This is a genomic window from Actinomadura fibrosa (genome assembly GCF_900659615.1).
Lineage (GTDB): Bacteria > Actinomycetota > Actinomycetes > Streptosporangiales > Streptosporangiaceae > Spirillospora > Spirillospora fibrosa.
In genome coordinates this window covers 21,425-44,209 of the sequence record NZ_CAACUY010000047.1, presented here as the reverse complement: position 1 = coordinate 44,209, position 22,785 = coordinate 21,425, and the positions used below count along the sequence as shown (strand labels likewise).

15 protein-coding genes and 1 tRNA gene are annotated in these 22,785 nt (G+C 69.0%); 9 read left to right on the top strand and 7 right to left on the bottom strand.

The window, feature by feature from the left end:
- The first annotated feature begins 105 nt into the window (after positions 1-105).
- Positions 106-182: transfer RNA gene (locus E1300_RS18520), tRNA-Arg, on the top strand.
- Positions 183-748: 566 nt separating this feature from the next.
- On the opposite strand, the gene E1300_RS18515 is transcribed toward E1300_RS18520, so the two are convergent.
- Together E1300_RS18515 and E1300_RS18510 are read right to left on the bottom strand one after the other, a co-directional pair.
- Positions 749-1,237, bottom strand: coding sequence for a hypothetical protein (locus E1300_RS18515; RefSeq protein ID WP_131758270.1), 489 nt, complete (start codon positions 1,235-1,237; stop codon positions 749-751).
- A 492-nt stretch (positions 1,238-1,729) separates the two neighbouring features.
- Positions 1,730-2,803, bottom strand: coding sequence for a restriction endonuclease (locus E1300_RS18510; protein WP_207399830.1), 1,074 nt, complete (start codon positions 2,801-2,803; stop codon positions 1,730-1,732).
- Positions 2,804-3,622: 819 nt separating this feature from the next.
- On the opposite strand from E1300_RS18510, the gene E1300_RS18505 reads away from it, so the two are divergent.
- From E1300_RS18505 to E1300_RS18495, 3 genes are read left to right on the top strand one after another with little or no spacing between them, the layout of a single operon-like run.
- Positions 3,623-4,066 carry a hypothetical protein gene (locus E1300_RS18505; protein WP_131758269.1) on the top strand — a complete coding sequence of 148 codons (444 nt, stop codon included), beginning with the start codon at positions 3,623-3,625 and terminating at the stop codon, positions 4,064-4,066.
- Positions 4,063-8,049, top strand: a complete 3,987-nt coding sequence (locus tag E1300_RS18500) for a PDDEXK-like endonuclease domain-containing protein (RefSeq protein WP_131758268.1) — start codon at positions 4,063-4,065, stop codon at positions 8,047-8,049. The genes E1300_RS18505 and E1300_RS18500 overlap by 4 nt, the downstream gene beginning before the upstream one ends.
- A gap of 7 nt (positions 8,050-8,056) precedes the next feature.
- Positions 8,057-8,899 carry a hypothetical protein gene (locus E1300_RS18495; RefSeq protein WP_131758267.1) on the top strand — a complete coding sequence of 281 codons (843 nt, stop codon included), beginning with the start codon at positions 8,057-8,059 and terminating at the stop codon, positions 8,897-8,899.
- A gap of 355 nt (positions 8,900-9,254) precedes the next feature.
- Here the strand turns inward: E1300_RS18495 and E1300_RS18490 are convergent, their stop codons facing one another.
- The 4 genes from E1300_RS18490 to E1300_RS18475 form a co-directional block, all read right to left on the bottom strand.
- Positions 9,255-10,526: a hypothetical protein gene (locus E1300_RS18490; RefSeq protein WP_131758266.1), complete on the bottom strand. Its 1,272-nt coding sequence runs from the start codon at positions 10,524-10,526 to the stop codon at positions 9,255-9,257.
- 28 nt (positions 10,527-10,554) lie between these two features.
- Positions 10,555-11,730 carry a cytochrome P450 gene (locus E1300_RS18485; RefSeq protein ID WP_131758265.1) on the bottom strand — a complete coding sequence of 392 codons (1,176 nt, stop codon included), beginning with the start codon at positions 11,728-11,730 and terminating at the stop codon, positions 10,555-10,557.
- Positions 11,731-11,747: 17 nt separating this feature from the next.
- Positions 11,748-12,716 (bottom strand): PDR/VanB family oxidoreductase, encoded by a 969-nt coding sequence (locus tag E1300_RS18480; RefSeq protein WP_131758264.1) that lies wholly within the window; start codon positions 12,714-12,716, stop codon positions 11,748-11,750.
- Between the two features lie 69 nt (positions 12,717-12,785).
- Positions 12,786-13,727 (bottom strand): AraC family transcriptional regulator, encoded by a 942-nt coding sequence (locus E1300_RS18475; protein WP_131758263.1) that lies wholly within the window; start codon positions 13,725-13,727, stop codon positions 12,786-12,788.
- Positions 13,728-13,909: 182 nt separating this feature from the next.
- On the opposite strand from E1300_RS18475, the gene E1300_RS18470 reads away from it, so the two are divergent.
- Genes E1300_RS18470 through E1300_RS18450 form a run of 5 tightly spaced genes read left to right on the top strand, consistent with a single transcriptional unit; the run spans position 13,910 to position 21,972 of the window.
- Positions 13,910-14,827 (top strand): carbohydrate ABC transporter permease, encoded by a 918-nt coding sequence (locus E1300_RS18470; protein WP_131758262.1) that lies wholly within the window; start codon positions 13,910-13,912, stop codon positions 14,825-14,827.
- Positions 14,824-15,648: a carbohydrate ABC transporter permease gene (locus E1300_RS18465; protein WP_242619226.1), complete on the top strand. Its 825-nt coding sequence runs from the start codon at positions 14,824-14,826 to the stop codon at positions 15,646-15,648. Before E1300_RS18470 ends, E1300_RS18465 begins: the two co-directional genes overlap by 4 nt.
- Positions 15,645-18,416, top strand: a complete 2,772-nt coding sequence (locus tag E1300_RS18460) for an alpha-L-rhamnosidase (RefSeq protein ID WP_131758261.1) — start codon at positions 15,645-15,647, stop codon at positions 18,414-18,416. The genes E1300_RS18465 and E1300_RS18460 overlap by 4 nt, the downstream gene beginning before the upstream one ends.
- An 8-nt stretch (positions 18,417-18,424) precedes the next feature.
- Entirely contained in the window at positions 18,425-19,693 is a 1,269-nt protein-coding gene (locus tag E1300_RS18455; RefSeq protein WP_131758260.1) for an ABC transporter substrate-binding protein, read from the top strand.
- A 44-nt stretch (positions 19,694-19,737) separates the two neighbouring features.
- Positions 19,738-21,972, top strand: coding sequence for a beta-glucosidase (locus E1300_RS18450; RefSeq protein WP_207399829.1), 2,235 nt, complete (start codon positions 19,738-19,740; stop codon positions 21,970-21,972).
- On the opposite strand, the gene E1300_RS18445 is transcribed toward E1300_RS18450, so the two are convergent.
- Entirely contained in the window at positions 21,962-22,723 is a 762-nt protein-coding gene (locus E1300_RS18445; RefSeq protein ID WP_131758259.1) for an IclR family transcriptional regulator, read from the bottom strand. The two genes, E1300_RS18450 and E1300_RS18445, sit on opposite strands and share 11 nt — an antisense overlap.
- Between the last annotated feature and the right edge of the window lie 62 nt (positions 22,724-22,785).

The window sequence follows — 22,785 nt, the reverse complement described above, 5'->3', positions numbered from 1 at the left end:
ATATGACCCCCTGGACACCACTGCCGCCCGTTACGGCCGTTATAGATGTGGAGCCGGAGGACGCACACCCATACACTGTGTCCCGGCGCCCCGCCGGGCCGCCGAGCGCCCGTAGCTCAGCTGGACAGAGCATCGGACTTCTAATCCGACGGTCGCGGGTTCGAATCCTGCCGGGCGCGCCACCCTGACCAGCAGTTTTGCCTCAGCGGCCTACCCGCTAGGCCTATGGTCCGTGTTCGCTCGGATGTCACAGGACCCTGCCGCAGGACGGCCCCGGACACCGGCCATCCGATGACGGCCGCACCCCGCTGTCACCCTCCCCACGTCCGAGCACCACAGCGCGGAACTCCCCAGACGGTCGGCCTTGCCAGCGTTGCCGCCCCTGCCACCCGGACCGCGAATCCTGCGAAGAGACCGCACTCCACCCCTGCCCTCAGCAGGAGCGGACTCGGCGCAGACGAAGATCCGATGGTCACCGTCAAGCGGTCACCAGGATCGACCCCCCAGCGCCAGACTCATAACGCTCGCCCTCGTGACGTCTGGACGAGACTTGCGGGGGGCGGCGTCCAGCAGTACAGCGGCGGCATCCTCGGCCTCCCCTCCCTCGGGCCGCGAACGGCCCTGGCCCTGTGCAGCAAGCGAGGAGACGACCACGTCCCGCCAACTTCACCCAGAGTCATGAAGAGCGATGACAGCACCAACCCGTCGCATCGCCGAGTCCACGGACTCGACCGCATGTTCCGCGTTACTACTCGCCAGACGAAAGCTGCTCCTCAATCGATAGAAGGGTTCCAGAAGAAACGCTCGGAGACCTCCAATCCAAGCTCTCAGCATGTTCCGTAAATTCGAGAGGGAGCTGGACATTATAGACGCGCACATAATATGAAAGATCCGCCGGCCAGAGCCATGTGCCGTCCGTCATCAGCGCCAATCGACCTGACACGGTCTTGTCGTCCGCCAACACATCGTAGACATCTCGACCGGTCACCGCCAGTACTGCGCCATGCTCCAGATACGAGGCAAGCAGGTTTCGCTTCTTCACATCCCCTTTCGACACGCACGCCATGAGGGAAGGCCCGTCAGGATCACCATGACTAAGTTCCCTGAAGAATCCGACATTTTTGATCACTTCGACTCTTCCTCCGCACGACTGCTTACAAAAGGCAGTCGAACTGACGATGTCGCCGCCTCTGTATTCGACGTCCGCCACTTGCACGTCTTCAGCAACCTTCAACATGGCCACTCCTCTAACGGGCGATGGCACCGGGCGCCAGGACCGTCCGGCATGGGAACAGGGATCGGAGGCCGAGGAGACTTCCTAGCGTCATAGGTGATGGCGCCTTCGTCAGTCGGATCGCATCTTCTACGTACCGCCGAACCGCGCTCGCCGATACCCGACTGACGCGCCGAACTCGGTGAAGACCTCGCCTTCGTCCGGAGCGGACCAGCAAGAGTCGGGCTCGATGCCCCTGGCCGAGTAGCCGCCACTGCGACCCGATCACCCCACGGCGCAGGCGTGGGATACCATCTAGAGAGTTCAGCGATTGGCGGGGCAACGCGACAGCGGCGCGATAGAGGCCTTTGGTCATGACAGCCGTGGATTAAGACCATCACCCCTGGCTTGGGGCTTCTTATCTCACTCGCCGAGCGACCGACTCGCGACAATACTATGGCTTATAGCCACTCACTGAAGATGAAGACCGCTCATGGAGATGCGACCCTGTGATCACTAGGAATTGCCGTCGCTGAGCATCCAGACTCGGCGCAGCGGGAGCCGCGTGCGGATGTCTTCCGGGAGCCGGTCATAGGTACGCAATACCGCGTTGACGACATCGGCTGCTTGCCACACGCGTACACGCAGTGCCTGATTCTTCAAGGCGTCGCGGGCCGGCTTGGTCAGTCCATCCCAAGCCACCAAGAGCCCTTGTTCAGCACCGTGAGTACTCATGACGCCGTGCAGTTGCGTGACTACCGGGGCCCCGATCTGACCTCCGGACTTGACCTGCGCCAGCAGTCGCGGGCTGTCCAAGCCGAGAGGTCCCCGGCCAGCGGTGATGTCGATGCCGCCGTCCGGTCCGGGGGGCGACTGGTCGCAGTAGAAGCCCTCCGCCGTCAGCACCGCCGACACAAGGGTGGCCAGCCCGTGACCGGCGAACTCCTCGGCTACGCGCGCAGTGATCTGGTCGAGAGCCGCCTGTTCGATATCAGCCGCCAGCTCTGGCTCATCGACGTCGGTGATCTTTCCGGGCTCCGCTACATTGGCGGCGCCCGTCGACGGGCCGATAAGAGCAGCATTGCCAGGATCGACACCGGTCGTCAAGAGCTTTTCAAGGCGTATCACCGCATTGTTCTTGCTCGGCGCGAAGATGGTCAACGCACTCCCCAAACTGAACAACAGGTCCTGCTTGACGGCTGTGCGCGGAAGGTCCGTACGCTGCCAATCGACCTTTACCACATGGCGCTTGTCCAAGTCCGGATCGTCACCGCGGTAGATGTAACCGCCGGTCACACGTCCGAGCGCGATCTGTCTAGTCGTCTTGAGCGGCATGATGAGCAGGTCACCCACTTCGATACGGCTGCGCAGCGCCCACAACTGGCCGATGAAGTTGTTGAGCCGACCATCAGACGCGGTGGGAAATGCTGCCGCGACCACTTTCGCCAATTGCTCGCGAGTGGTACAGCCGGTCAGGTCTGGAACCTCGCGCCATCCGCCGCCAGACCAGCCCTGCGCTAGAGCCCATTCATCACGCTCTCCATACTTTCCCGCTCGAACCACCCACGCTACTGCCACAGCGTCCTCCACATCCAAGACCGTCCGCTCCGAGCCTAGGGTCGCAGGCGCAACCGGCCGACGCCCACGGTGAGCCGACTTTCGCCGCGATGGGACCGGTATAGGCCAACAACGTGTAGGACACCACCCCTCCCCCACGTCCGGGAGCAGAGAATTCGTAGGTGGCACCTCCGCTGACCTATCGGTCATCGACGTCACGACACCTGATCATCGGAGTGGGATCGAAGACGCCGAGAACCAGTATGGGCTGCGCTCGCCTCACGGTGGCCGGGATACCTCCCTCACGGCATCAGAGTTCGCCCTGGCCGAGATCGTCCACCTGCGTCAACCGTCACTCCGAGCGGATGCTGCGCCACCAACGACCGCACGGTCGTGGCCGGGTCATCAAGGTGGGCGAGCCATCCTCCTGCGCCTCGACGGCATCGCTCGCGACCCACGACTGCATGCCGCCTGCTGGCGCCGCGGCCTGCCCACCGTCCCCATGCCGACTGCGTTCTCGGCGCGGGTGTTCCTGTTTCGGTCGCGCACTGGCCCAGTCCATCCACATCGGCTGAACAAGCGGCCCGGTGACCGGCGAGCATGACCGGGCGACGCTTCAGGCGCTCCAGACTCGATCTGTGCATTCCTCTCCAGTCCCTCACTCGGATCGCCGGAGGATCGAAATCATCCAGGACATCATCCGAATCCGGCGACCGATCTTTCTCTCTTTTCACAGTTGTCCATACCGCCTCAGCGGGTATTTGGGCGACCCGAGGGGCATCAGCCACTTACGGCCAGGCTCCTTCACGCTCGCTTCACTTCCGGCTTACCTTGCTTCCGCAGGAGGTGCGCATGGCTCGGCGGAGGACACGGGATCAGACGAGGAATGCCTGGTGGGCCGGGATGGCGGTGTTGACTGCGATCGCGCTGTTCGCACAGATCTGGCAGTTGTGGATCATTCCAGTGCTAGCCTGGATCGTCTACGAACTCTGCTACTGCCCGACGAATTGCGGCGTACAGACGAACCACGGCGAACCGTGTAGGAATCATGCCAACGGCAGGCTCTACGCGTGCTCTCTGACCGTGCACAGAAGAATGAAGAACAGAGCTCTCTTGGAGTTGCTGCCGATCAAGTCCGCACGATACCGCGGGACGGCGGACAGCGAGACACCTGGCATGGGGATGACAGAACAAGCCGTTCTCGAACCCCACCAACGCCTGATGGTCTACCTCATCGCGGTAGTGAGCATGGTCATGACCATCCAGCTCGTCCTGACGATCATGGCTCTCCTATGAACGCCCCGCCGGTGGACGGACGTGAACAGCTCCTGGCCGACTGTGTGCGCGGGTGGAAAGCCGATCTGACCGACCTCAGCGGCCAGAACACGCTGCTCTACTACAAGAGCAGTGGCGCTGGAACGATCAATGTTGGTGAGGGAGACCCCGAAGCCGTACAGAGACTCCTCGCCGCCAAACCCGTCCGGCTGTCGCGCCTGTTCCCGGACGAGGACGACGCGGTCAAGCGTGTCCGGGCCCTGTACCGCAAGGCCCGCGAGCTGAGCGAGGAGCGCGGCATCGCGGCGGCCTACATGGCGATCGGCATCGCGAGCTGGTCAGAGCCGGACCGCGTGCCCGCCGCTCCAGTGCTGCTCCGCGGGCTCACGCTGAAGCCGACCCGCGCACGGCAGGACGACTTCGAGCTGGTGCTCGACGAGGAGGTAGAACTCAACGAGGTCCTACTTCACAAGCTCGCGACCGACTTCTCGGTGCAGGCCGACGACGCCGGACTACTAGGGCTGCTCGACGGAGACACGTTCGACCCGACACCGGTGTTCGAGCGGCTCAAGAAGATCACCGCCTCCTCCGTTCCCGGCTTCCGGATCACCGAATGGGCAGTGCTGGGCACGTTCACCTACGCCAAACTTCCCATGGTCCGTGACCTGGAGCGGGCCACCGAACTGCTGGCGGGCAACGACGTCATCGCCGCCATCGCCGGCGATCCACAGGCGCAGGACCGCCTGGACGGCCAGTTGCGTACTGGCGAGGACCTGCCCTCAGGGGACCAGCTGCCGCCCGCTGAGGAGTTCACCGTCGACGATGCGGACTCGTCTCAGGTCAGGGCGATCCAAGCGGTACGCCGCGGGCTCAACGTGGTCGTTCACGGTCCGCCCGGCACTGGGAAGACGCAAACGATCGCGAACCTCATCGCCACGCTCGTCGCCGAGCGCAAGAAGGTGCTGTTCGTGGCGGAGAAGCGGGCCGCCATCGACGCGGTGCTGGACCGGCTCCGCCGGGTCGATCTCGCCGATCTGGTGCTGGACATCCACGGTGGGACGCAGGATCGGCGCCGCATCGCCGCGGAACTCGGGACGACCTTGGAGCGAGCGGGGCGGACACCGCCGCCGCAGGTCGGCGCACTACACCGCAGGCTGGCTGAGCAGCGGGCAGCACTGATCGCCCATGAGGCCGCCCTCCATGCTGTGCGTCAGCCTTGGAGCGTCACCGCCTTCGAAGCACAGGGAATCCTGCTCCGGGCACCGTCCGAGGCCCGTTCGAATCTGCGGTTCCCCGAGGGTGTCCTTCGCGGTCTCGGCGAGGATGCGGCGAGAAGAGCACGCGACGAGCTGCGTCAGTACGCCGATCTGGGCGGCTTCGCCATGCGCCAGGAGAGCAGCGCCTGGTACGGAGCCGTTGTCACCAGTTTCCAGCAGGTGGAGGAGGTCCAAGAGCTCATCAATGAGCTGCGGACCCGCGTCCTGCCCACTGCTGCAACCCAGTTCGCGCTCGTCAGCCGGGAGTTCGGCTTTCGGCTGAGCGCGACCACTGCCGCGATGGTCCAGGCGGTGGACCTGCTCGACGCCGTGCGGGCCACCAGCCGCGACCTCCTCCCCGAGGTGTACACGGCACCGCTCGACCACCTGATCGCAGCGACCGGGCCGCGTCGTACTCGCTGGGAACGCGGTAGCGCACTGGGGTGGCGGGAACGGTGGTCGCTGCGACGACGGGCCCGGCGACTTCGCATCGCTCCTTCGGGGTCACGGCACGATCTGCACACCGCCCTGCTGGCCGCGGAGCGGCAGCTCGATGAATGGCGTCGGCTCACGGACGGGCCGATCCGCGCCTACCAGGACCTCGACACCGCTCGGACGGCCAGGGATGCCCTGGTGGCCGCTCTGAACAAGCTGTCGAGGTTCCTGCCGACGCATCCGCTGTTCGACTATCGGCTCTCCGACCTCACCCGCCTACTCGACCAATTGGCGGCCGAACAGCCGGTCCTCTGGCACCTGCCGACCCTCTACGAACTGCGGACGAGCCTGCACAGCCTCGGCTTGGAGCCGCTGCTCGCCGAAGTCACCGGCCGGCGCGCCGATGCCGACCTCGCCGCCTGGTCGTTCGACTTCGTCTGGTACTCATCGGTCCTGCATCATGTCCAGAACGAGGACCGGCGATGGGCCTCCTGGACGAGCGGCACGTTGGACCAAGAGGCCCGGCACTTCGCGGCCTCTGATCGCGAGCACCAGCGCACGAACCGCGAACGGGTCCGGCGCGCCACCGCGGAATGGCTTCGGGAAAGCATGGACCGGGCACCGCAGCAAGCCCGGCTCATCCGCCGGCAGGCCGCCCTGCAGCGGCGGCATCTGCCGCTCAAGTCCCTCGTCGAGCAGGCCGGCGAGGTCCTGCTGTCGCTCAAGCCCTGCTGGGCGATGTCGCCGCTCATGGCCAGCCAGGTACTGCCGCGTGAGCAGATCTTCGACGTCGTGATCTTCGACGAGGCCAGCCAGGTGATTCCCGCGGACGCGGTCCCGTCCATCATGCGGGGCCGCCGACTGGTCGTTGCGGGAGACGGCCGGCAACTTCCTCCCAGCAACTTCTTCAGCCAGGTCTCCGGGTACGACCATGAGGACGAGGCAGAGCAACCAGCCGGGATCGTCTCGTACGCCAGAGGATTCGAATCCATCCTCAACGCCCTTGAGCCGCTGCTGCTGAACTGCCCGCTGACCTGGCACTACCGCAGCCGCGATGAACGGCTGATCGCTTTCTCCAACCACTGGTTCTACAAGGGCGCGCTGACCACGTTCCCAGGCGTCCAAGGTGAAGACTGCCTGCGTTTCGTTCACGCCTCCCAAACCCCGGGGGCCGGACAGGATCAGTCCGTGACCGCCGAGGTCCACGAAGTCGTCGATCTCGCGCTCGAACACGCGCGTACCCGGCCGCAGGAGTCCCTCGGTGTGATAGCGCTCGGCTCAAGACACGCCCAGCGGGTGGACGCGCTGCTCAGGCAGCGTCTCGCCGAGCACCCCGAACTCGAGGAGTTCTTCGCCGAGAACGGCGACGAGGCGTTCTTCGTCAAGAACCTCGAACGCGTTCAGGGCGACGAGCGCGATGCCATCATCCTCACTCTCGGCTATGGCAAGCACGCCGACGGACGCATGCGCTACCTGTGGGGACCGATCATGCGGCCCGGCGGCGAGCGGCGGGTGAACGTCGCGATCACCCGGGCCAAACACCGGCTCACCCTCGTCAGTTCCTTCACGCGGCACGACGTCGATCCCGACCGGCTGCACAACGAGGGCGGAAAGATGTTGTGCCGCTACCTCGAATTCGCAGAGACCCGCGGGCAGAGCCTCGGATACACCGCACCCGACGCACCCGATCTCAACCCATTCGAACAGGACGTCCACGAACGGCTGATCGCTGCCGGCATCCCGGTCATCCCGCAGTACGGCGTGGCCGGATACCGCATCGACTTCGCCGCCAAGCATCCCGCACAGCCCGGGCGCATGGTGCTGGCCATCGAAGCCGACGGCGCTTCCTACCACAGCGCGCCCGGCGCCCGAGACCGTGACCGCCTCCGCCAGCAGCAGTTGGAGAGACTCGGCTGGCGCTTCCACCGCATCTGGTCGACGGCCTGGTTCCGCGATCCGGTGACCGAGACGACACGAGCACGAGCCGCCTACGACCGGGCGGTCGCCGAGGCCGACGCACCACCCCGAACCGGACCGCACTCGACCGAGGCGCGCAGGCAGGAGCCCACTCCGGCCATGGCATCCCACCCGAAGATGCTGCCCCGCCCCGCCGTCCAGAGCGGCCTGCCGATCACCGAGTACGCGCACCGGGATCTCGTCCGCCTGGTGCGATGGATCGAGAGCGACGGTCTTCTTCGCACACGAGAGCAGGTCCTCGTCGAGACCATGGCCGTGCTGGGCTTCAACCGTCGCGGCTCGAGGATCGTCGACGCGATCGACTCCGCCATCACCGACGCACGCCGGAGGCACTGAGGATCACATGCAGGAACTCGACGACAACACTCTGACACGCATAGGCGAGATGATCTGTGACACGAACGGTCCTCATCACCGCCAGTACTGGCAGCTTCCCAAGTTCTTCACGGCTGCCAAATGGGAGGGCGTGCCGGAATACGACGGCGAGAGCCGCCTCGGCTGGACTCTGGACCTGCTACGTGAACGCCGGGGCGACACCATCGCCATCGAAAAGGTGATCTGCCGGCTCGCCAGCCCCCTTGAGCACATGGATTGCGACGACGCGCCGCAGGTGGCGGCCCAATTGAACGAGGTACTGGCCTACGAAGGACTCCAGGTCGTCTACCGGAACGGCCGGCCCGCCGTCGTCGAGCGCGATCCGACGTTGCGCTCGCCGGCCGCGCCCGCTCCCCCGGTCCTGAAGACGGAGATCGGCGACATCGTCGGCGACACACCGCTTGCCCGGCGGCTGCGCACCCGCTTGGACGAAGCGCGCACCTGCCGAGAGTACGGCGCGATGCTGGCCAGCGTGATCCTTCTGGGCAGCATCATGGAAGGCGTCCTGCTGGAGTTCACGAAGAAGCACGCCAAGGAGGCTTGCCGCTGTCCGGCCGCGCCCCGGGACAAGGATGGCAGGGTGCGTCCCATTACGAACTGGCGCCTCACAGATCTGATCGATGTCGCGCATCGATGCGGATGGATCCAACATGACGTCAAGAGCTGGGCGACGGCTCTGCGCGAGTACCGCAACATGGTGCACCCCGCAGCCGAACTGCGGCTCGGCGACCCACCCGACGACGACACCGTCAACCTGTCCTGGGCCACCGTCGTCGCCACCCTCAACGACCTCGGCAACCACTCCACCTGAGCCGCTGCGCGACCTCGCCAGCACTGCTCGTTCCCGGTCGTTGCGTGACAGGGCGCTCCCCCACGGGATCGGTGTCCTGTCGCTCGCCGGTCACATCGCCGGCGGGGCCGTGTTCGCTCGGAGCAATTTCCTAATCCGACGGTCGCGGGTTGCCGTCCCCTGCCAGTCGAACCGCGGAATCTGGCGAGATAACCGCAGTCCGCCCCGACCTCCGGCAGGGGCGGATCCCAGGTGGAGCTGCGGCGCCCTTCCTGCGGGGGATGTAGGCGGCCTCTTTCAGGTCGTTAACGCGGTGCGTTCGGTTATGGCGTTGTGTGCGACTTCTCTGGGGGTTTCTTCCTGGGGGTTGGTTGGGTTAGTGGGGCTTTTTGTGCATGCGGTAGTGGAGTACTAGGAAGGGGATGCCGAAGATTGCGAAGGCGTGTTCGGCGCGTAGTTCGCCGTCTTGGGTGTAGACGTCTAGTTGTTCGGCGAAGCCGTGTACGGCTAGGGCTGTGAGGTCGCGGGTTTCCGGGTCTATGTAGGTGAGGTAGTGGCCGGACTGGTCGTCGTCGCTTCGGCTGGTCAGGACGAGCCCTCCGCCGGGGCGGGCCCGCGGCGCGAGCGTGGCGGTGAAGCTGGCTTGCGGGAGGGGGAATCCGACGCTCACGTAGCCGCGGCCCTCGCGCCGGTACGTCGTGTAGATGCCGATGTAGATCGGCTCGTCGGTGTCGGCGAAGGACCTGATCCAGCCGCGGATGGTCTCCGCGCCGTCCTTGGTGGTGATGGTGTCGATGCGTCCCCGTACGCCGCGCTGCGCCTCGCGCTGGTTCAGGGGGACGCTGGCCTGGCCGAGGGGGCGGGCGACGAGCGTCCGGTAGAGCAGGTAGCCGGGCCGGACCCACGGCCGCCACGTGGGGACGATGTCGAGCGTGAACCGCGTCGTGTGCTCGTAGAACTCGCGGACCTGCGGGTCCACGTCCGCCGGATCGAAGTCGGGGCCGCGCAGTTCGTCGAGTGAGGCGACGATGCCGACGTCCCGGGCGTCCTCGGTGTAGTCGCCGCCGAGGGTCTCGGCGAGGGCCCGGACGTAGCCGGTGCCGACGTACCGCGTCGTGGACTCGCGAGGCACGACGAACGGGAGGTCCTCCGCCCGGACCCGCTCGGCAAGCAGGGTCACTTGTGCGTCCCGGAACAGGAGCGCGGCCAGGGTGCGGTAGGCCAGCACGGTCGTGCCGGCGACGACCGCCCCCGAACGTCCGCGGAGAGCCCCGCCGATGGCCGCCCCCACGGCGGGCCCGAGCGCGACCTTCTGGGGCCGGAGTCCCATGGCTCCGACGGCCGCGCCGGTGCCCGTCCCGACCGCGAGGGGCCCGGCCCCGGTGAGCCGTTCGGCCGCCCATCCGAGCGGGGCGGCGATCATGGCGCCGCTCGCGATGCGCGCCCACAGCGCGGGGATCTCGTTGGGACGCTGCCGTGCGCGGGCGACCGCGTCGACGGCTCCCAGCCCGACGGCCCCGGCGACCGCGCCTAGGACCGCCGCCCTGCCGCCGCGACGCGCCGCCAGCGCGGCCCCGCCCAGCGCTCCGATGACACCCGCGGTGCCGACCTGCTGAGCCCGTCCCGGGCTCGACGAATGATGCTCCACGGCCCGGAATCTACTGGTTCCTTCTCGGTCACGTGCGGACGCGTACGGGGAGCGACTGCCAGGCTCGCAGGGTGTTGTTCAGGTGTCGGATCGGGGTCCCGGCCAGCTCCAGGTGCTCGACGCGGCGGGCCAGGGCGGTCAGGAGGGATTCGGCCTCCAGGCGGGCGACGTGCTGGCCGACGCACTGGTGCAGGCCCATCCCGAAGCCGACATGCGCGGACGGGTCGCGGGACAGGTCGAACGCGTCGGGGTCGTGCCAGCGGCGCGGGTCGCGGTTGGCGGCGCCCAGGAACATGAGGATCTTCTTGCCGTCGGGGATGGTCGTCCCGGCGATGTCGATGTCGCCGGTGGCGGTGCGGAAGAAGGTCTGGACGGGCGATTCCCAGCGCACCGCCTCGTCGAACGCCACCCGCGCCAAGCTCGGGTCGTCGCGGAGGCGTTTCCACTGGTCGGGGTGGGTGGCGAGCGCGTAGAGGACGGCGCCGAGGGCGTGCACGGTGGTGTCGACCCCGGCCGTCAGCAGCGACCGGACGATCAGCGGGGCCTGCTCGTGGGTGATGTCGCCGCGGTCGGCGGCGGCCCAGATCTGCGCGCCGAACCCATCGGGGGTGAGCCTTTCGCGGGCGCATTGGGCGTTGACCCAGCCGGCGACCTCGGCCAGCCGGGGTTCGCCCTTGGCGACCAGGTCGTTGTGCGGGCCGAAGGCGTTGAAGGCGTGGTCGCCGTACGGCAGCAGGTGGTGGCGGCCCTCCTTTTCCAGCCCGACGGCATCGGGGAAGACCCGTAGCGGGAAGGCTTGCGAGAGCGCGGTGACCGCGTCGAACTCTGTGTTCGTGAGGACGCGGTCGACCAGGTCGTCGGCTGCGGCGGCCCAGGGGTCGCGCAGGCGGCGCAGGGCGCGCGGGCCGAGGATCTTGGTCAGGACGGCGCGGGGCGCGTCGTGCCGGGGCGGGTCGGCCTCCAGCAGCAGGCTCGGTGGCCGCCATGGCTTCTCGTGGCGGAAGTTGGCCAGTCCCACACCGGCTCCGGACTGGAACGACTGCCAGTCGGTCAGCGCGGCGTGCACCTGTTCGTAACGGGCCAGCGCGTAGACGTCATAGCGGCTCAGGTAGACGACCGGTCCGGCGTCGCGGAGCTCGGCCTGGAGTGGGAGTGGGTCGCGGAGCACCTCAGCGGCGAACGGATCCGCGGAGGTGACGGTCATGGGGAGGCTTCTCACGGTCACAGGTCCAGGACGAGGCGGCGGCTGTGAGCGCGGGAGACGCACACGAGCATGCAGTCCCCCGCCGCGCGTTCGGCGTCGTCGAGGAGTGCGTCGCGGTGGTCGGGCACCCCTTCGATGACGGTCGTCTCGCACGTGCCGCAGAGTCCCTGGCGGCAGGACGACAGCACCGCCACGCCGGCCTCGCCCAGTGCTTGGAGGAGTGACTGGTTCCGGTGGACCGTCAGCGTGCGGCCGGAGCGGCGCAGCTCCACCTCGAAGGCGTCGGTCGTTCCGTTGTCGCGGGACGCGACGAACCGTTCGGTGCGTAGGCGGCCGGGCGGCCAGTCTGCGCAGTGGCGTTCCACCGCGTCCAGCAGTCCGGCGGGTCCGCAGCAGTAGACCTTGGTGCCGGACGAGGGGGCGGGCAGCCAGGCGGCGAGGTCGAGCAGGCCGTGCTCGTCCTGGGGGGCGATGGTGACCTTGTCGCCGTGGGGTTCGAGCTCGTCCAGGAAGGCCATCGATGCGCGGGTGCGGCCGCCGTACAGCAGGCGCCACTCGATGCCCAGCAGGTCCGCCTGGACGATCATCGGCAGCAGCGGTGTGATCCCGATGCCGCCCGCGATGAACAGGTAGCGGTCGGCGGGCGCGAGCCGGAAGTTGTTGCGGGGTCCGCCGATCCCGACCAGGTCCCCTTCGCGCAGTTCGTCGTGGACGAACGCCGATCCGCCGCGGCCGTCCGGCTCCCGGAGCACACCGATCCGGTAGGTGTGCGCGTCCCACCGGTCGCCGCACAGCGAGTACTGGCGGGTCAGGCCGTTCGGCAGGACCAGGTCGATGTGCGCGCCCGGCGTCCAGTCCGGCAGGCGGCCGCCGTCCGGACGCGCCAGCGTCAACGCCACGACATCGGCGGCCACCACGGTCTTCGCCTCGACGCGCAGATGCGCGGCGTGGCCGGGGCCGGGGCCGCCGATTGCGTTGATCGCCATGGGCCCTCCCTCGGACGTTCGGTGGGTCCCGAGGATCGTCCGGGCTCCGATAAAAGGCCAGGCGCACTCTCATTCAATGAGCGGCTTCTTTGTGACGCCCCTCACGGCGCCGATTCTCATGTCGACGTTGTGGTGCGCGAAGCGCTGCCGGTAGGTGGTGGCCGACAGGCCGTAGTGGGCCCTGAAGCGGCGGGCGAAGTGGTTCTGGTCGGGCCAGCCGACGGCCTGGCCGATCTGGGTGATCGAGTGGTCGGTGTGCAGGAGCAGCGCGGCGGCCCGCTCGACCCGGTGCTGGGCGAGGTAGGCCATCGGCGGGAGGCCCGTGGTGGTCTTGAAGATGCGCACCAGGTAGCGCGGGGTGAGGTGGAGCTCCTCGGCGAGTTCGGTGAGCGTCCACCGGTGCGCGGGCCGGGCCTCCAGGAGCCGCATCGCCTGGGCCACGGCCGGGTGGGTCGGGCCGGTGCCGGTGTCGCCGTCGCGCTGGGCGGCGACGGCGCGGGCCAGGTGGCTCAGGAACAGCATCAGCCGCCCGATGAAGTCGCCGCGGTGCCGGTCGATGCTGTGGTCGCTGAGCCGGTCCAGCGCGTCCAGGTGAACGATGGATGCTTTGAGCGCTTGTGCATCCAGGTGCGAGGTCAGCATGCCCCGCCGCTGCATGGAGTTGGGACCGGTCCATAGGAGGTAGCCGAGCAGCGGGTCCTCGCGGGTCCAGGCCAGTTCCCGCTGGAGCAGCTCGGTGCTGAAGCAGCAGTTGTAGAGGTCGAGCCCCCGGCAGTCCTCGTAGCCGTGCCAGACCCCCGGGCGCAGCAGGATGACGTCCCCCACCTGCAATTGCTTGCGGCCGTCCAGCGAGCGGTGGACGCCTTCGCCGCCGGTGACGACCGCGATCTCCACGAAGCTGTGCGTGTGCACGGGGTGGTGCTGCTCGTGTATGTAGTGACCGGCGTAGGCCAGGGAGCCCTCGGTGAAGTAGAGCAGCCCCTTGGCGGTTCCGACGGGGGGTTCGTCCATGGCGAGCACCCTAGCCCGTCCGACTGAAGTGAATTTCGTGCTAGTGCAGGTCCTTTTCGGGCTATCAGCGGCCCCGGCGGCGGGCGCACGATCCCTCACTAGCCGGTGACGCCGTTCACCTGGTCGAAACGAGATCGCCATGTGCGGTGCGCGCCGCGCCGCACGGCGTTGGGAGGTACCCGATGTCCGGTCCGCATGCCGAGGAGGTGACCGCACGCGTGAAGGCGCATCGCCACAGGCGCGTCCCCGTCTGGTTCGCGTTCCCGGCGCTGGCCCTGTACGTGTTCGTGGTGCTGGTGCCCAGCGCGCAGGGCGCCACATTCGCCTTCACCGACTGGGACGGCCTGAACCCCGCCAAGCACTTCGTGGGCCTGGCCAACTTCCGGGAGTTGTGGTCCGACCCGGCGGCGCGGGGCGCGCTCCGCCAGACGCTGATCATCGCGGTGGCCGTCACGGTCGTCCAGAACGCGCTGGGGCTGGCGCTGGCGCTGGGCGTGAACAGCCTGGTGAGGAGCCGGTTCGTGCTGCGCGTGCTGCTGTTCGCGCCGGCGGTCATGACGCCGGTCGTCACGGCGGCGCTGTGGAAGTACATGCTGGCTCCGGAAGGGGCGGTCAACGGCCTGCTGGGGTCGGTCGGCCTCGGTTCGTGGCGGCAGAACTGGCTGGGCGAGCCGGATCTGGCGCTGGGCAGCGTCATCGGCGTCATCGTCTGGCAGTTCGCCGGCTATTCGATGGTCATTTTCCTGGCCGGGCTCCAGGGGATTCCCGCCGACGTGCAGGAGGCCGCGGCGGTGGACGGCGCCGGGGCCTGGCAGCGTTTCCGGCGCATCGTGCTGCCGCTGCTGGCGCCCGCGATGACCATCAACCTGATGCTGTCGGTCATCGGCGGGCTGAAGCTGTTCGACCAGGTGTGGGTGATGACCGCGGGCGGGCCCGGCGATTCCACCGAGACCCTTTCCACGCTGATGTACAAGAACGCCTTCCAGTTCAACGAGTACGGGTACAGCGTCGCGCTGGCGATCGTGCTCGCGGTCTTCGTGGCGGTGCTGTCCAGCGGGCAGTACGCGCTGCTGCGCCGGCAGGAGAGGGCCGCCCGGTGAACAACCGCTACACCGTCCGGACGCTGCTGCGGGAGATCCTGCTGATCGCGGTCACCGCCGCCATGGCGTTCCCGCTGTACGTCCTGGTCAACCTGTCCCTGCGCGATCCGCGCGACGGCGGCTCGGTGATCGCGCCGACGACGTCCCCGACGCTGCGCAACTACGCCGACGCCTGGCGGGAGGCGGGCCTGGCGGGCGCCGTCGTCAACAGCGTGATCGTGACGGCGGTCAGCGTGGCGCTGATCGTGGTGGTGTCGGCGATGGCCGCCTACCCGCTGGCGCGGGTCACCGCCCGCTGGTCGCGCTGGCTGTTCCTGCTGTTCATGCTCGGCCTGCTGCTGCCCTTCCAGCTCGCGCTGCTACCGCTGTACCAGACCATTCGCGATCTGCATCTGCTCGGCAGCCTCTGGTCGCTGGTTCTGTTCTACAGCGGCTTGCAGGTGCCGTTCGCGACCTTTCTCTACACCGGTTTCCTGCGCGCCCTTCCACGCGGCTACGAAGAGGCCGCGCTCATCGACGGCGCCGGGCCGATGCAGGCCTTCTGGCGGGTCGTCTTCCCGCTGCTCCGGCCCATCACCGGAACCGTCGTCATCCTCAACGCCATCTTCATCTGGAACGACTTCTTGACTCCTTTCCTCTATCTCAGCGGCGGCGACCAGCAGACCATCCCGGTCGCCATCTTCGGATTCCTCGGCCAGTACGTGTCGCAGTGGAACCTGGTGTTCGCCGGGCTGGTGCTGGCGATGCTGCCGATCCTGGCCGTCTACTTCGCGATGCAGCGGCACATCATCAAGGGCTTCGCCGGGGGGCTGAAGGGATGACCGTGTCCGAAGAGCACCTGGTCCCGTACGGTCTGACCTGCGAGATGCTCGACGAGCCCCTCGGCCTGGACGAGCCGGCTCCGCGGCTGTCGTGGAAGCTGCGCTCCGGCGTCCGCGGGGACGCGCAGACCGCCTACCGGATCACCGTCGCGCTCACCGAGGACGACCTCGACACCGGCCGCCTCCTCTGGGACACCGGCCGCCGCGCCGGCGAGGACGCCCTGCTCGTCCCCTACGACGGGCCGCCGTTGCAGTCCTCGACCCGGTACCACTGGCGCGTCGCCGTCTGGGACGCCCGGGGCGAGCAGACCGCGCACGCCGGCTCCTGGTTCGAGACCGGGCTGCTGCACCCCGGCGACTGGAAGGCCGCGTGGATCGCCCGGGACCCGGAGTCGGCACCGGCCCAGGACCCGCCGCAGGACGAGGACCGCACCGAGCGGACCCGCCACCTGCTGCCCTGCGCCCACCTGCGGCGCGACTTCACCGTGGCGTCTCCGCTGGTGCGGGCCCGCGCCTACGTCAGCGCGCGCGGCCTGTACGAGCTGCGGATCAACGGCCGCCGCGTGGGCGACGCCGAGCTGGCCCCGGGCTGGACGGAGTACCGGCACCGCGTCCTCTACCAGACCTACGACGTCGGCGACCTGCTGCGCGAGGGCGCCAACACCGTCGGCGCGGTGCTGGCGGACGGGTGGTGGAGCGGCTTCGTCGGCTTCGACTCGCGGCGCGCGGCCCTGCACTACGGGGACGCGCCGCAAGTGATCGTCCAGCTCCTGCTGGACTTCGCCGACGGGTCGCGCCGCTGGGTGGCGTCCGACGGGTCCTGGCGCGAGCACCCCGGCCCGATCCGCTACGCCGACCTGCTCATGGGCGAGTTCGTCGACGCACGCGACGACCTTCCCGGCTGGGACGAACCCGGCTACGACGACAGCGCATGGTCCCCCGTCGTGGTTGCCGGCACCGACACCGCCGTCCTGGAGGCCGCTCCCGACCGGTCGGTGCGCGTGCTGGAGGACCTTCCCGCCCAGGCGGTGCGGCGCCGTCCAGATGGCCGGTTCATCGTCGACCTCGGTCAGAACATGGTCGGACGCGTGAGCCTGACCGTCCGCGGCGCGCGAGCCGGGCAGCGGATCCGGCTCCGGCACGCCGAGATGCTCACCGGCGACGGCGAGCTCTACCTGGACAATCTGCGCACGGCCGAGGCCACCGACTTCTACGTCGCGGCAGGGCGCCCGGTCGAGGTGTTCGAGCCGCGTTTCACCTTCCACGGGTTCCGCTACGTCGAGGTGGCCGGTTATCCGGGCGATCTCCGGCCGGACGACGTCACCGGGCGCGTCCTGCACAGCGACACCCCGTGGACCGGCGAGTTCACCTGCTCCGACGAGACCGTCAACAAGCTGCACGACAACATCCGCTGGGGCCAGCGCGGCAACTTCGTGTCGATCCCGACCGACTGCCCCCAGCGCGACGAGCGGCTCGGATGGCTCGCCGACGCCCAGGTGTTCCTTCCCACGGCCTGCCGGAACGCCGACGTCTCGGCGTTCTTCGCCCGCTGGATGCGCGATGTCGTGGACGCCCAGCATCCCGACGGCGCGTTCGGCGACGTGGTGCCCGAGCTGTGCATGCTCCGCGAGGGCGCGCCCGCGTGGGGCGACGGCGGCGTCATCATCCCGTGGACGCTGTACCGGGTCTACGGCGACCGGCGCGTCCTGGAGCGTTCCTACCCCGCGATGAAGGCGTGGGTCGACCACGTCCACCGCCACAACCCCGACCTGGTCTGGCGGCGCCGCACCGGCAACCACTACGGCGACTGGCTCCAGGTCAACGCCGAGACGCCGCGCGACCTCCTGGCCACCGCCTACTTCGCCCGCAGCGCCGAGCTGGTCGCCAGGACCGCGGCCGTGCTGGGCGAGGGCGCGGATGCCGCCCGCTACGAGGCGCTGCACGCGGCCGTCCGGGACGCGTTCATCGACGCGTTCGTGGACGTGGACGACGGAAGCGTCGCCGGCGGCACGCAGACCGGCTACCTGCTCGCCCTCGCCTTCGGCCTCCTCCCGCCGCGGACGGTGCCCGCCGCCGTGGCGCGCCTCGCCGCCGACATCGAGGCGCACGACCGGCACCTGACCACCGGCTTCGTCGGCGTGTCGCTGCTGTGCCCCGTCCTCGCCGAGCACGGCCGCCCCGACCTGGCCTACGCCCTGCTGCACCAGGACACCTATCCGTCCTGGTGCTACTCCATCCGGCACGGCGCCACCACGATCTGGGAGCGCTGGGACGGCTGGACCGAGGAGGGCGGCTTCCAGTCGCCCGCCATGAACTCCTTCAACCACTACAGCCTCGGCTCGGTCGGCGAGTGGCTGTACGGCGGCGTCGCCGGCATCGGCCAGCATCCCGACTCCGTCGCCTACCGCGACCTGCTGCTCAAGCCCACCGTCGGCGGCCGGCTCACCTCCGCGCACGCCCGGCAGGAGACCGCGCGCGGCACCGTCGAGTGCGGCTGGTCGCTGGACCCGGGCGGGCTACGCGTGGACGCCGTCGTCCCGCCGGGCGCCCGGGCCGCTCTCGTGCTGCCGACCGCCGCGCCCGGCGACGTCCGGGAAGGCGGCGAACCGGTGTCCGGACGCGACGACATCGAGGTCGTCGCGCGGACCGGCCATGCGCTGACCGTGCGGCTCGGCAGCGGCCGCTACCGCTTCACCGCCCCCCCCCCCGCCCCCGTCGCCCCCTCCTCCCCGTCCACGGTCCTGCTCCAGGACTCCCCCACCCCTTGAGGAACACCATGTCCACGATCAACCGCATCACCGCGGCGGGCGTCGCCGCGGCCGTCACCCTGACCGCCGCGGCGTGCAGCAGCGGCACCGGCGCCTCGTCCGGCGGCGGCAAGGCCCTGCGGGTGGCCGCCGTCGCCACCGACCGCGCCGGGACCGAGGCCGTCATCAAGGCGTTCAAGCAGGACAACCCCGGCGTCGAGATCACCGCCTCGTACTCCGACACCGACCAGTACCAGGGCACGCTGCGCACCCAGCTGTCCTCGGGCACGGCACCGGACGTGTTCTTCGCCTGGCCCGGCAACGGCAACCCCGGCGCGATCCAGGTCCTCGCGCCCACCGGCTACCTCGCCGACCTGAGCGGACGGAGCTGGACGTCCCAGGTCCCCGCCGGGATCAAGCCGGTGACCCAGGTCGGCGGCAAGACCTACATCATCCCGCTGACCTTCGTCGGGATCGGCGCCCTCTACAACAAGAAGGCGCTGGACGAGGTCGGCGGCAAGACCCCCACGACCTGGACCGAGACCCTCGCCCTGTGCGACGCGGCGAAGGCCAAGGGCAAGGTCGCCTTCGCCCTCGGCAACCAGACCGACTGGGTCACCCAGCTCGTCGACTACGCCCTCGTCCCCACCACCGTCTACGCCGCCGACAAGGACTTCGACCAGAGGATGCAGTCCGGCGCGGCCACCTTCGCCGGGTCCGGCTGGAAGACCGCGATGGACAAGTACCTGGAGATGGACAAGCGCGGCTGCTTCTCCAAGGACCCCCTCGGCACCTCCTTCGAGACGTCCGTCGCCCAGCTCGCCGAGGGCAAGGCCGTCGCCGCCGTCCAGGTCACGTCCACCCTCAACCAGCTCAAGTCGCAGGCCGAGCAGGGCACCGAGTTCGGGATGTTCCCGCTCCCGGCCACCGACGACGCGGCCGAGACCCGGATGCCCGGCGCCGCCGGAGGCGCCTTCGCGATGAACGCCAAGGCCAAGAACCCCGATCTGGCGTCGAAGTTCATCGACTTCCTGGCCACTCCGAAGGCCATGAACCTGTACGCCCAGGCCACCGGCAACCTGCCGAGCTTCCCCAACGACCAGTACAAGGCCGAACCCGCCCTCCAGCCGCTGGTCGACTTCCAGAAGGCCGGCAAGACCGTCCCGTTCATGGACCAGCTCTGGCCCAACCCCAAGGTCCAGCAGGCCCACTTCACCGGCGTGCAGAACCTGTTCGCCGGCAAGGCCGACCCCGCCGAGGTCCTCAAGGAGATGGACGAGACCTACCAGCAGAAGTAGGCGCCGACTCTCATCCCGTTCCGCCCCCACCCCGAGGAGCACGGATGCCGCCTCATCGCCCCCCGGTCACGGTCAGAAGGACGCTGTTCCGTCCCCTGACAGCGCTGATCGCGATCACCGCACTCGCAACCGGCCTTCCGGCACCCGCGGCCCAGGCCGCCCCGGCGTTCCCCGCCGAATGCCCCTGGATGGACACCACCAAGACGGCCGGCCAGCGTGCCCGCCTCCTGCTCGACGCGAGCTCGCCGGAACAGAAGATGCGCTGGCTGGACGAGCAGTCGGCGACCCGTCCCACCGAGACCGCCTTCGACGGCGTCCGCTACCCCGCGCAGCTTCCCTGCACCCCGTCCATCACCTACACCGACGGGCCGGACGGCGTCCGCGGCTCCACCGGAGTCACCGCCTTCCCCGCCCCCATCTCCCTGGCCTCCACCTGGAACGACCGGCTGAGCCAGGTCAAGGGCAGGGCGCAGGCCGAGGAGGCGTTCGACAAGGGCAAGGCCGTCGTCCTCGCCCCCGGCATCGCGAGCGGCAGGACACCGCTGGCGGGCCGCAACTCCGAGTACCTCGGCGAGGACCCGCTCCTGAGCGGACGCCTCGCCGGAGCGGGCATCCGCGGCCTCCAGACGGGCAACGCCGCCAAGCCGACCCTCGCCGTCCTCAAGCACTACGTCGCCAACGAACAGGAACTCGACCGGACGCTCAGCTCCTCCAACATCGACGAGCGCACGCTCCGCCAGGTCTACGACCTGCCCTTCGAGATCGCCATCGGCGACGGCCGTCCCGGAGGCGTCATGTGCTCCTACAACCAGATCAACGGCGTCTACGCCTGCGAGAACCCGCTGCTGCGCAACGTGCTGAAAACAACGCTCGGCTTCGACGGGTTCGTCGTCTCCGACTTCTGGGCGGTCCACTCCACCGCCCCCTCGCTGAACGCCGGGCTCGACCAGGAACTCAACAAGCCGCTCTACTTCACCCCGGAACGGCTCACCGCCGCCCTCAACGCCGGCCAGATCACCCAGGCGCAGATCGACCAGGCCGCCTTCCGCGTCGTCCGCGCCTACATCCGCGCGGGCCTGTTCGACCATCCCGTCCCCAGCACGCCCGCCGACGACGTCTCCACCGCCGCCCACAAGGCCGTCTCCTTGGACGTCGCCACGCAGGGCTCGGTGCTGCTCAAGAACCAGGGCGACATCCTGCCGCTCAAGCCCGACCGGCAGAAGATCGCCGTCATCGGCCCGACGGCGTCCAGCACCCCGACCGACGGGATCAGCGCCTCCACCGTGTGCGCATCGCTGTTCTTCGGCCAGCCGTCGGTCTCCTGCCCGAGCCCCGTCGCCGCCGTGGACGCCATCACCCGGCGCGCCGCCCAGAACGGCGGGACCGTGACCTTCGACAACGGCAAGGACCACGCCGCCGCCGCGACCGCCGCGCGCTCGGCGGACGTCGCCATCGTCTTCGGCCACTACACCGAAGGCGAGTTCGCCGACCGTCCGGACCTGCGCCTCGACGCCGGCGGGGACGCCCTGATCTCGGCCGTCGCCGCGGCCAACCCCAACACCGTCGTCGTCCTCCAGACCGGCAGCGCCGTGCTCATGCCCTGGAAGGACGAGGTCAAGGCCGTCCTGGAGACCTGGTACGCCGGAGACCAGCAGGGCACCGCCATCGCCCGGCTGCTGTGGGGAGACGCCAACCCGTCCGGCAAACTCCCGATGACCTTCCCCAAGTCGCTCGCCGACACCCCGACCCGCACTCCCCGCCAGTATCCCGGCACCTTCCCGGACGGATCGACGACCCGGCCCGGAGGCGACGAGACCACCATCCGCCAGGTCGACTACACCGAAGGCCTCAAGGTCGGCTACAAGTGGTACGACGCGCAGGGCATCGAGCCGCTCTACCCCTTCGGATACGGCCTGTCCTACACGCGGTACCGCTACGAGGGCCTGCGCGTCACCCCGAAGGGCACGGGCGATGTCCAGGTCAGGTTCCGGCTCAGCAATGTCGGCGCGCGGGCCGGCACGGAGACGGCCCAGGTCTACCTCACGCTGCCTCCCAAATCCGGCGAACCCGGCAAGCGCCTGGTCGCCTATGCCCGGGCAGAGCTGAAGCCCGGACAGGCACAGGTCGTCAACCTCACGATCAAGGCTGCGGACCCCGGCCACCCGTTCTCGGTCTGGAACCCGGCCACCGACGCGTGGACGACACCGAAAGGCACCTACACCGTGAGTGTCGGCTCGTCCTCACGGAACCTGCCTCTGACCGCGACCCTTACCCGCTGAATACCGGGGCGGCGCTCAGCGCGCGGCTGAGCGCCCGCCCCGTCAACAGCAGAGGCTGATGCAGCGGCCAGGCCGCGTCGTCGTTGGGGACGACCAGGCCGAGCGCGGCGACGACCTCGCCGTTCTGCCGCACCGGCACGGCGATCCCCGTCGCGTCGGGATGGATGTGCCCCGGGCAGAACGCGAACCCGCGGCGCCGGACCTCCGCCAGCTCCGCCCGCAGCGCCCGCTCGTCCGCGATCGTGTGCGGAGTCAGAGCGGGCAGCGGCCCCCGCGCGATCCGCTCCCGCACCTCGGCGGACCCGTGCGCGAGCAGGACCAGGCCCGCCGATGAGGCGTGCAGCGGCAGCCGCCCGGCGATCCGCGTGATGTTGACGACCGCGTCCGGCGCGGACAGCCGCTCGACGAACAGCACCTCGCCGCCGTCCAGCACCCCCAGCTGAGTGGAATGACCCACTACCGCCTGCAAGTCCCCCATGTACTGCAAGGCGGCCTGGCGCAGACCGAGCACCGGGGAGGCCCGCTCGGCCAGCTCCCACATGCGCGTCCCGATCCGCACGCGGCGCCGCTCGTCCCGCGCAAGCAGGCCGTGCCCAGTCATCTCCCGCACGAGCCGCGCCGTCGTCGCCGCGGGCAGCGCCGCGCGGTGGCTGATCTCGCTCACGGTCAGCACCGGCGTGTCCGGCCCGAACGCGTCCAGGATCCGCACCACCCTGGTGAGCAGCGACTCCCCGCTAGGTGACCTTGCCACGCCCCCATCCTCGCAGCGCACGAAGCCGGCGCGCTCCCGGCCATCCATTCAATGGAATCGCC

Excerpts from the sequence above, each read along its gene's own strand:
- E1300_RS18515 (WP_131758270.1), bottom strand. The coding sequence starts at position 1,237 with ATGTTGAAGGTTGCTGAAGACGTGCAAGTGGCGGACGTCGAATACAGA.
- E1300_RS18505 (WP_131758269.1), top strand. The coding sequence starts at position 3,623 with ATGGCTCGGCGGAGGACACGGGATCAGACGAGGAATGCCTGGTGGGCC.
- E1300_RS18500 (WP_131758268.1), top strand. The coding sequence starts at position 4,063 with ATGAACGCCCCGCCGGTGGACGGACGTGAACAGCTCCTGGCCGACTGT.
- E1300_RS18495 (WP_131758267.1), top strand. The coding sequence starts at position 8,057 with ATGCAGGAACTCGACGACAACACTCTGACACGCATAGGCGAGATGATC.
- E1300_RS18485 (WP_131758265.1), bottom strand. The coding sequence starts at position 11,730 with ATGACCGTCACCTCCGCGGATCCGTTCGCCGCTGAGGTGCTCCGCGAC.
- E1300_RS18480 (WP_131758264.1), bottom strand. The coding sequence starts at position 12,716 with ATGGCGATCAACGCAATCGGCGGCCCCGGCCCCGGCCACGCCGCGCAT.
- E1300_RS18475 (WP_131758263.1), bottom strand. The coding sequence starts at position 13,727 with ATGGACGAACCCCCCGTCGGAACCGCCAAGGGGCTGCTCTACTTCACC.
- E1300_RS18470 (WP_131758262.1), top strand. The coding sequence starts at position 13,910 with ATGTCCGGTCCGCATGCCGAGGAGGTGACCGCACGCGTGAAGGCGCAT.
- E1300_RS18460 (WP_131758261.1), top strand. The coding sequence starts at position 15,645 with ATGACCGTGTCCGAAGAGCACCTGGTCCCGTACGGTCTGACCTGCGAG.
- E1300_RS18455 (WP_131758260.1), top strand. The coding sequence starts at position 18,425 with ATGTCCACGATCAACCGCATCACCGCGGCGGGCGTCGCCGCGGCCGTC.
- E1300_RS18450 (WP_207399829.1), top strand. The coding sequence starts at position 19,738 with ATGCCGCCTCATCGCCCCCCGGTCACGGTCAGAAGGACGCTGTTCCGT.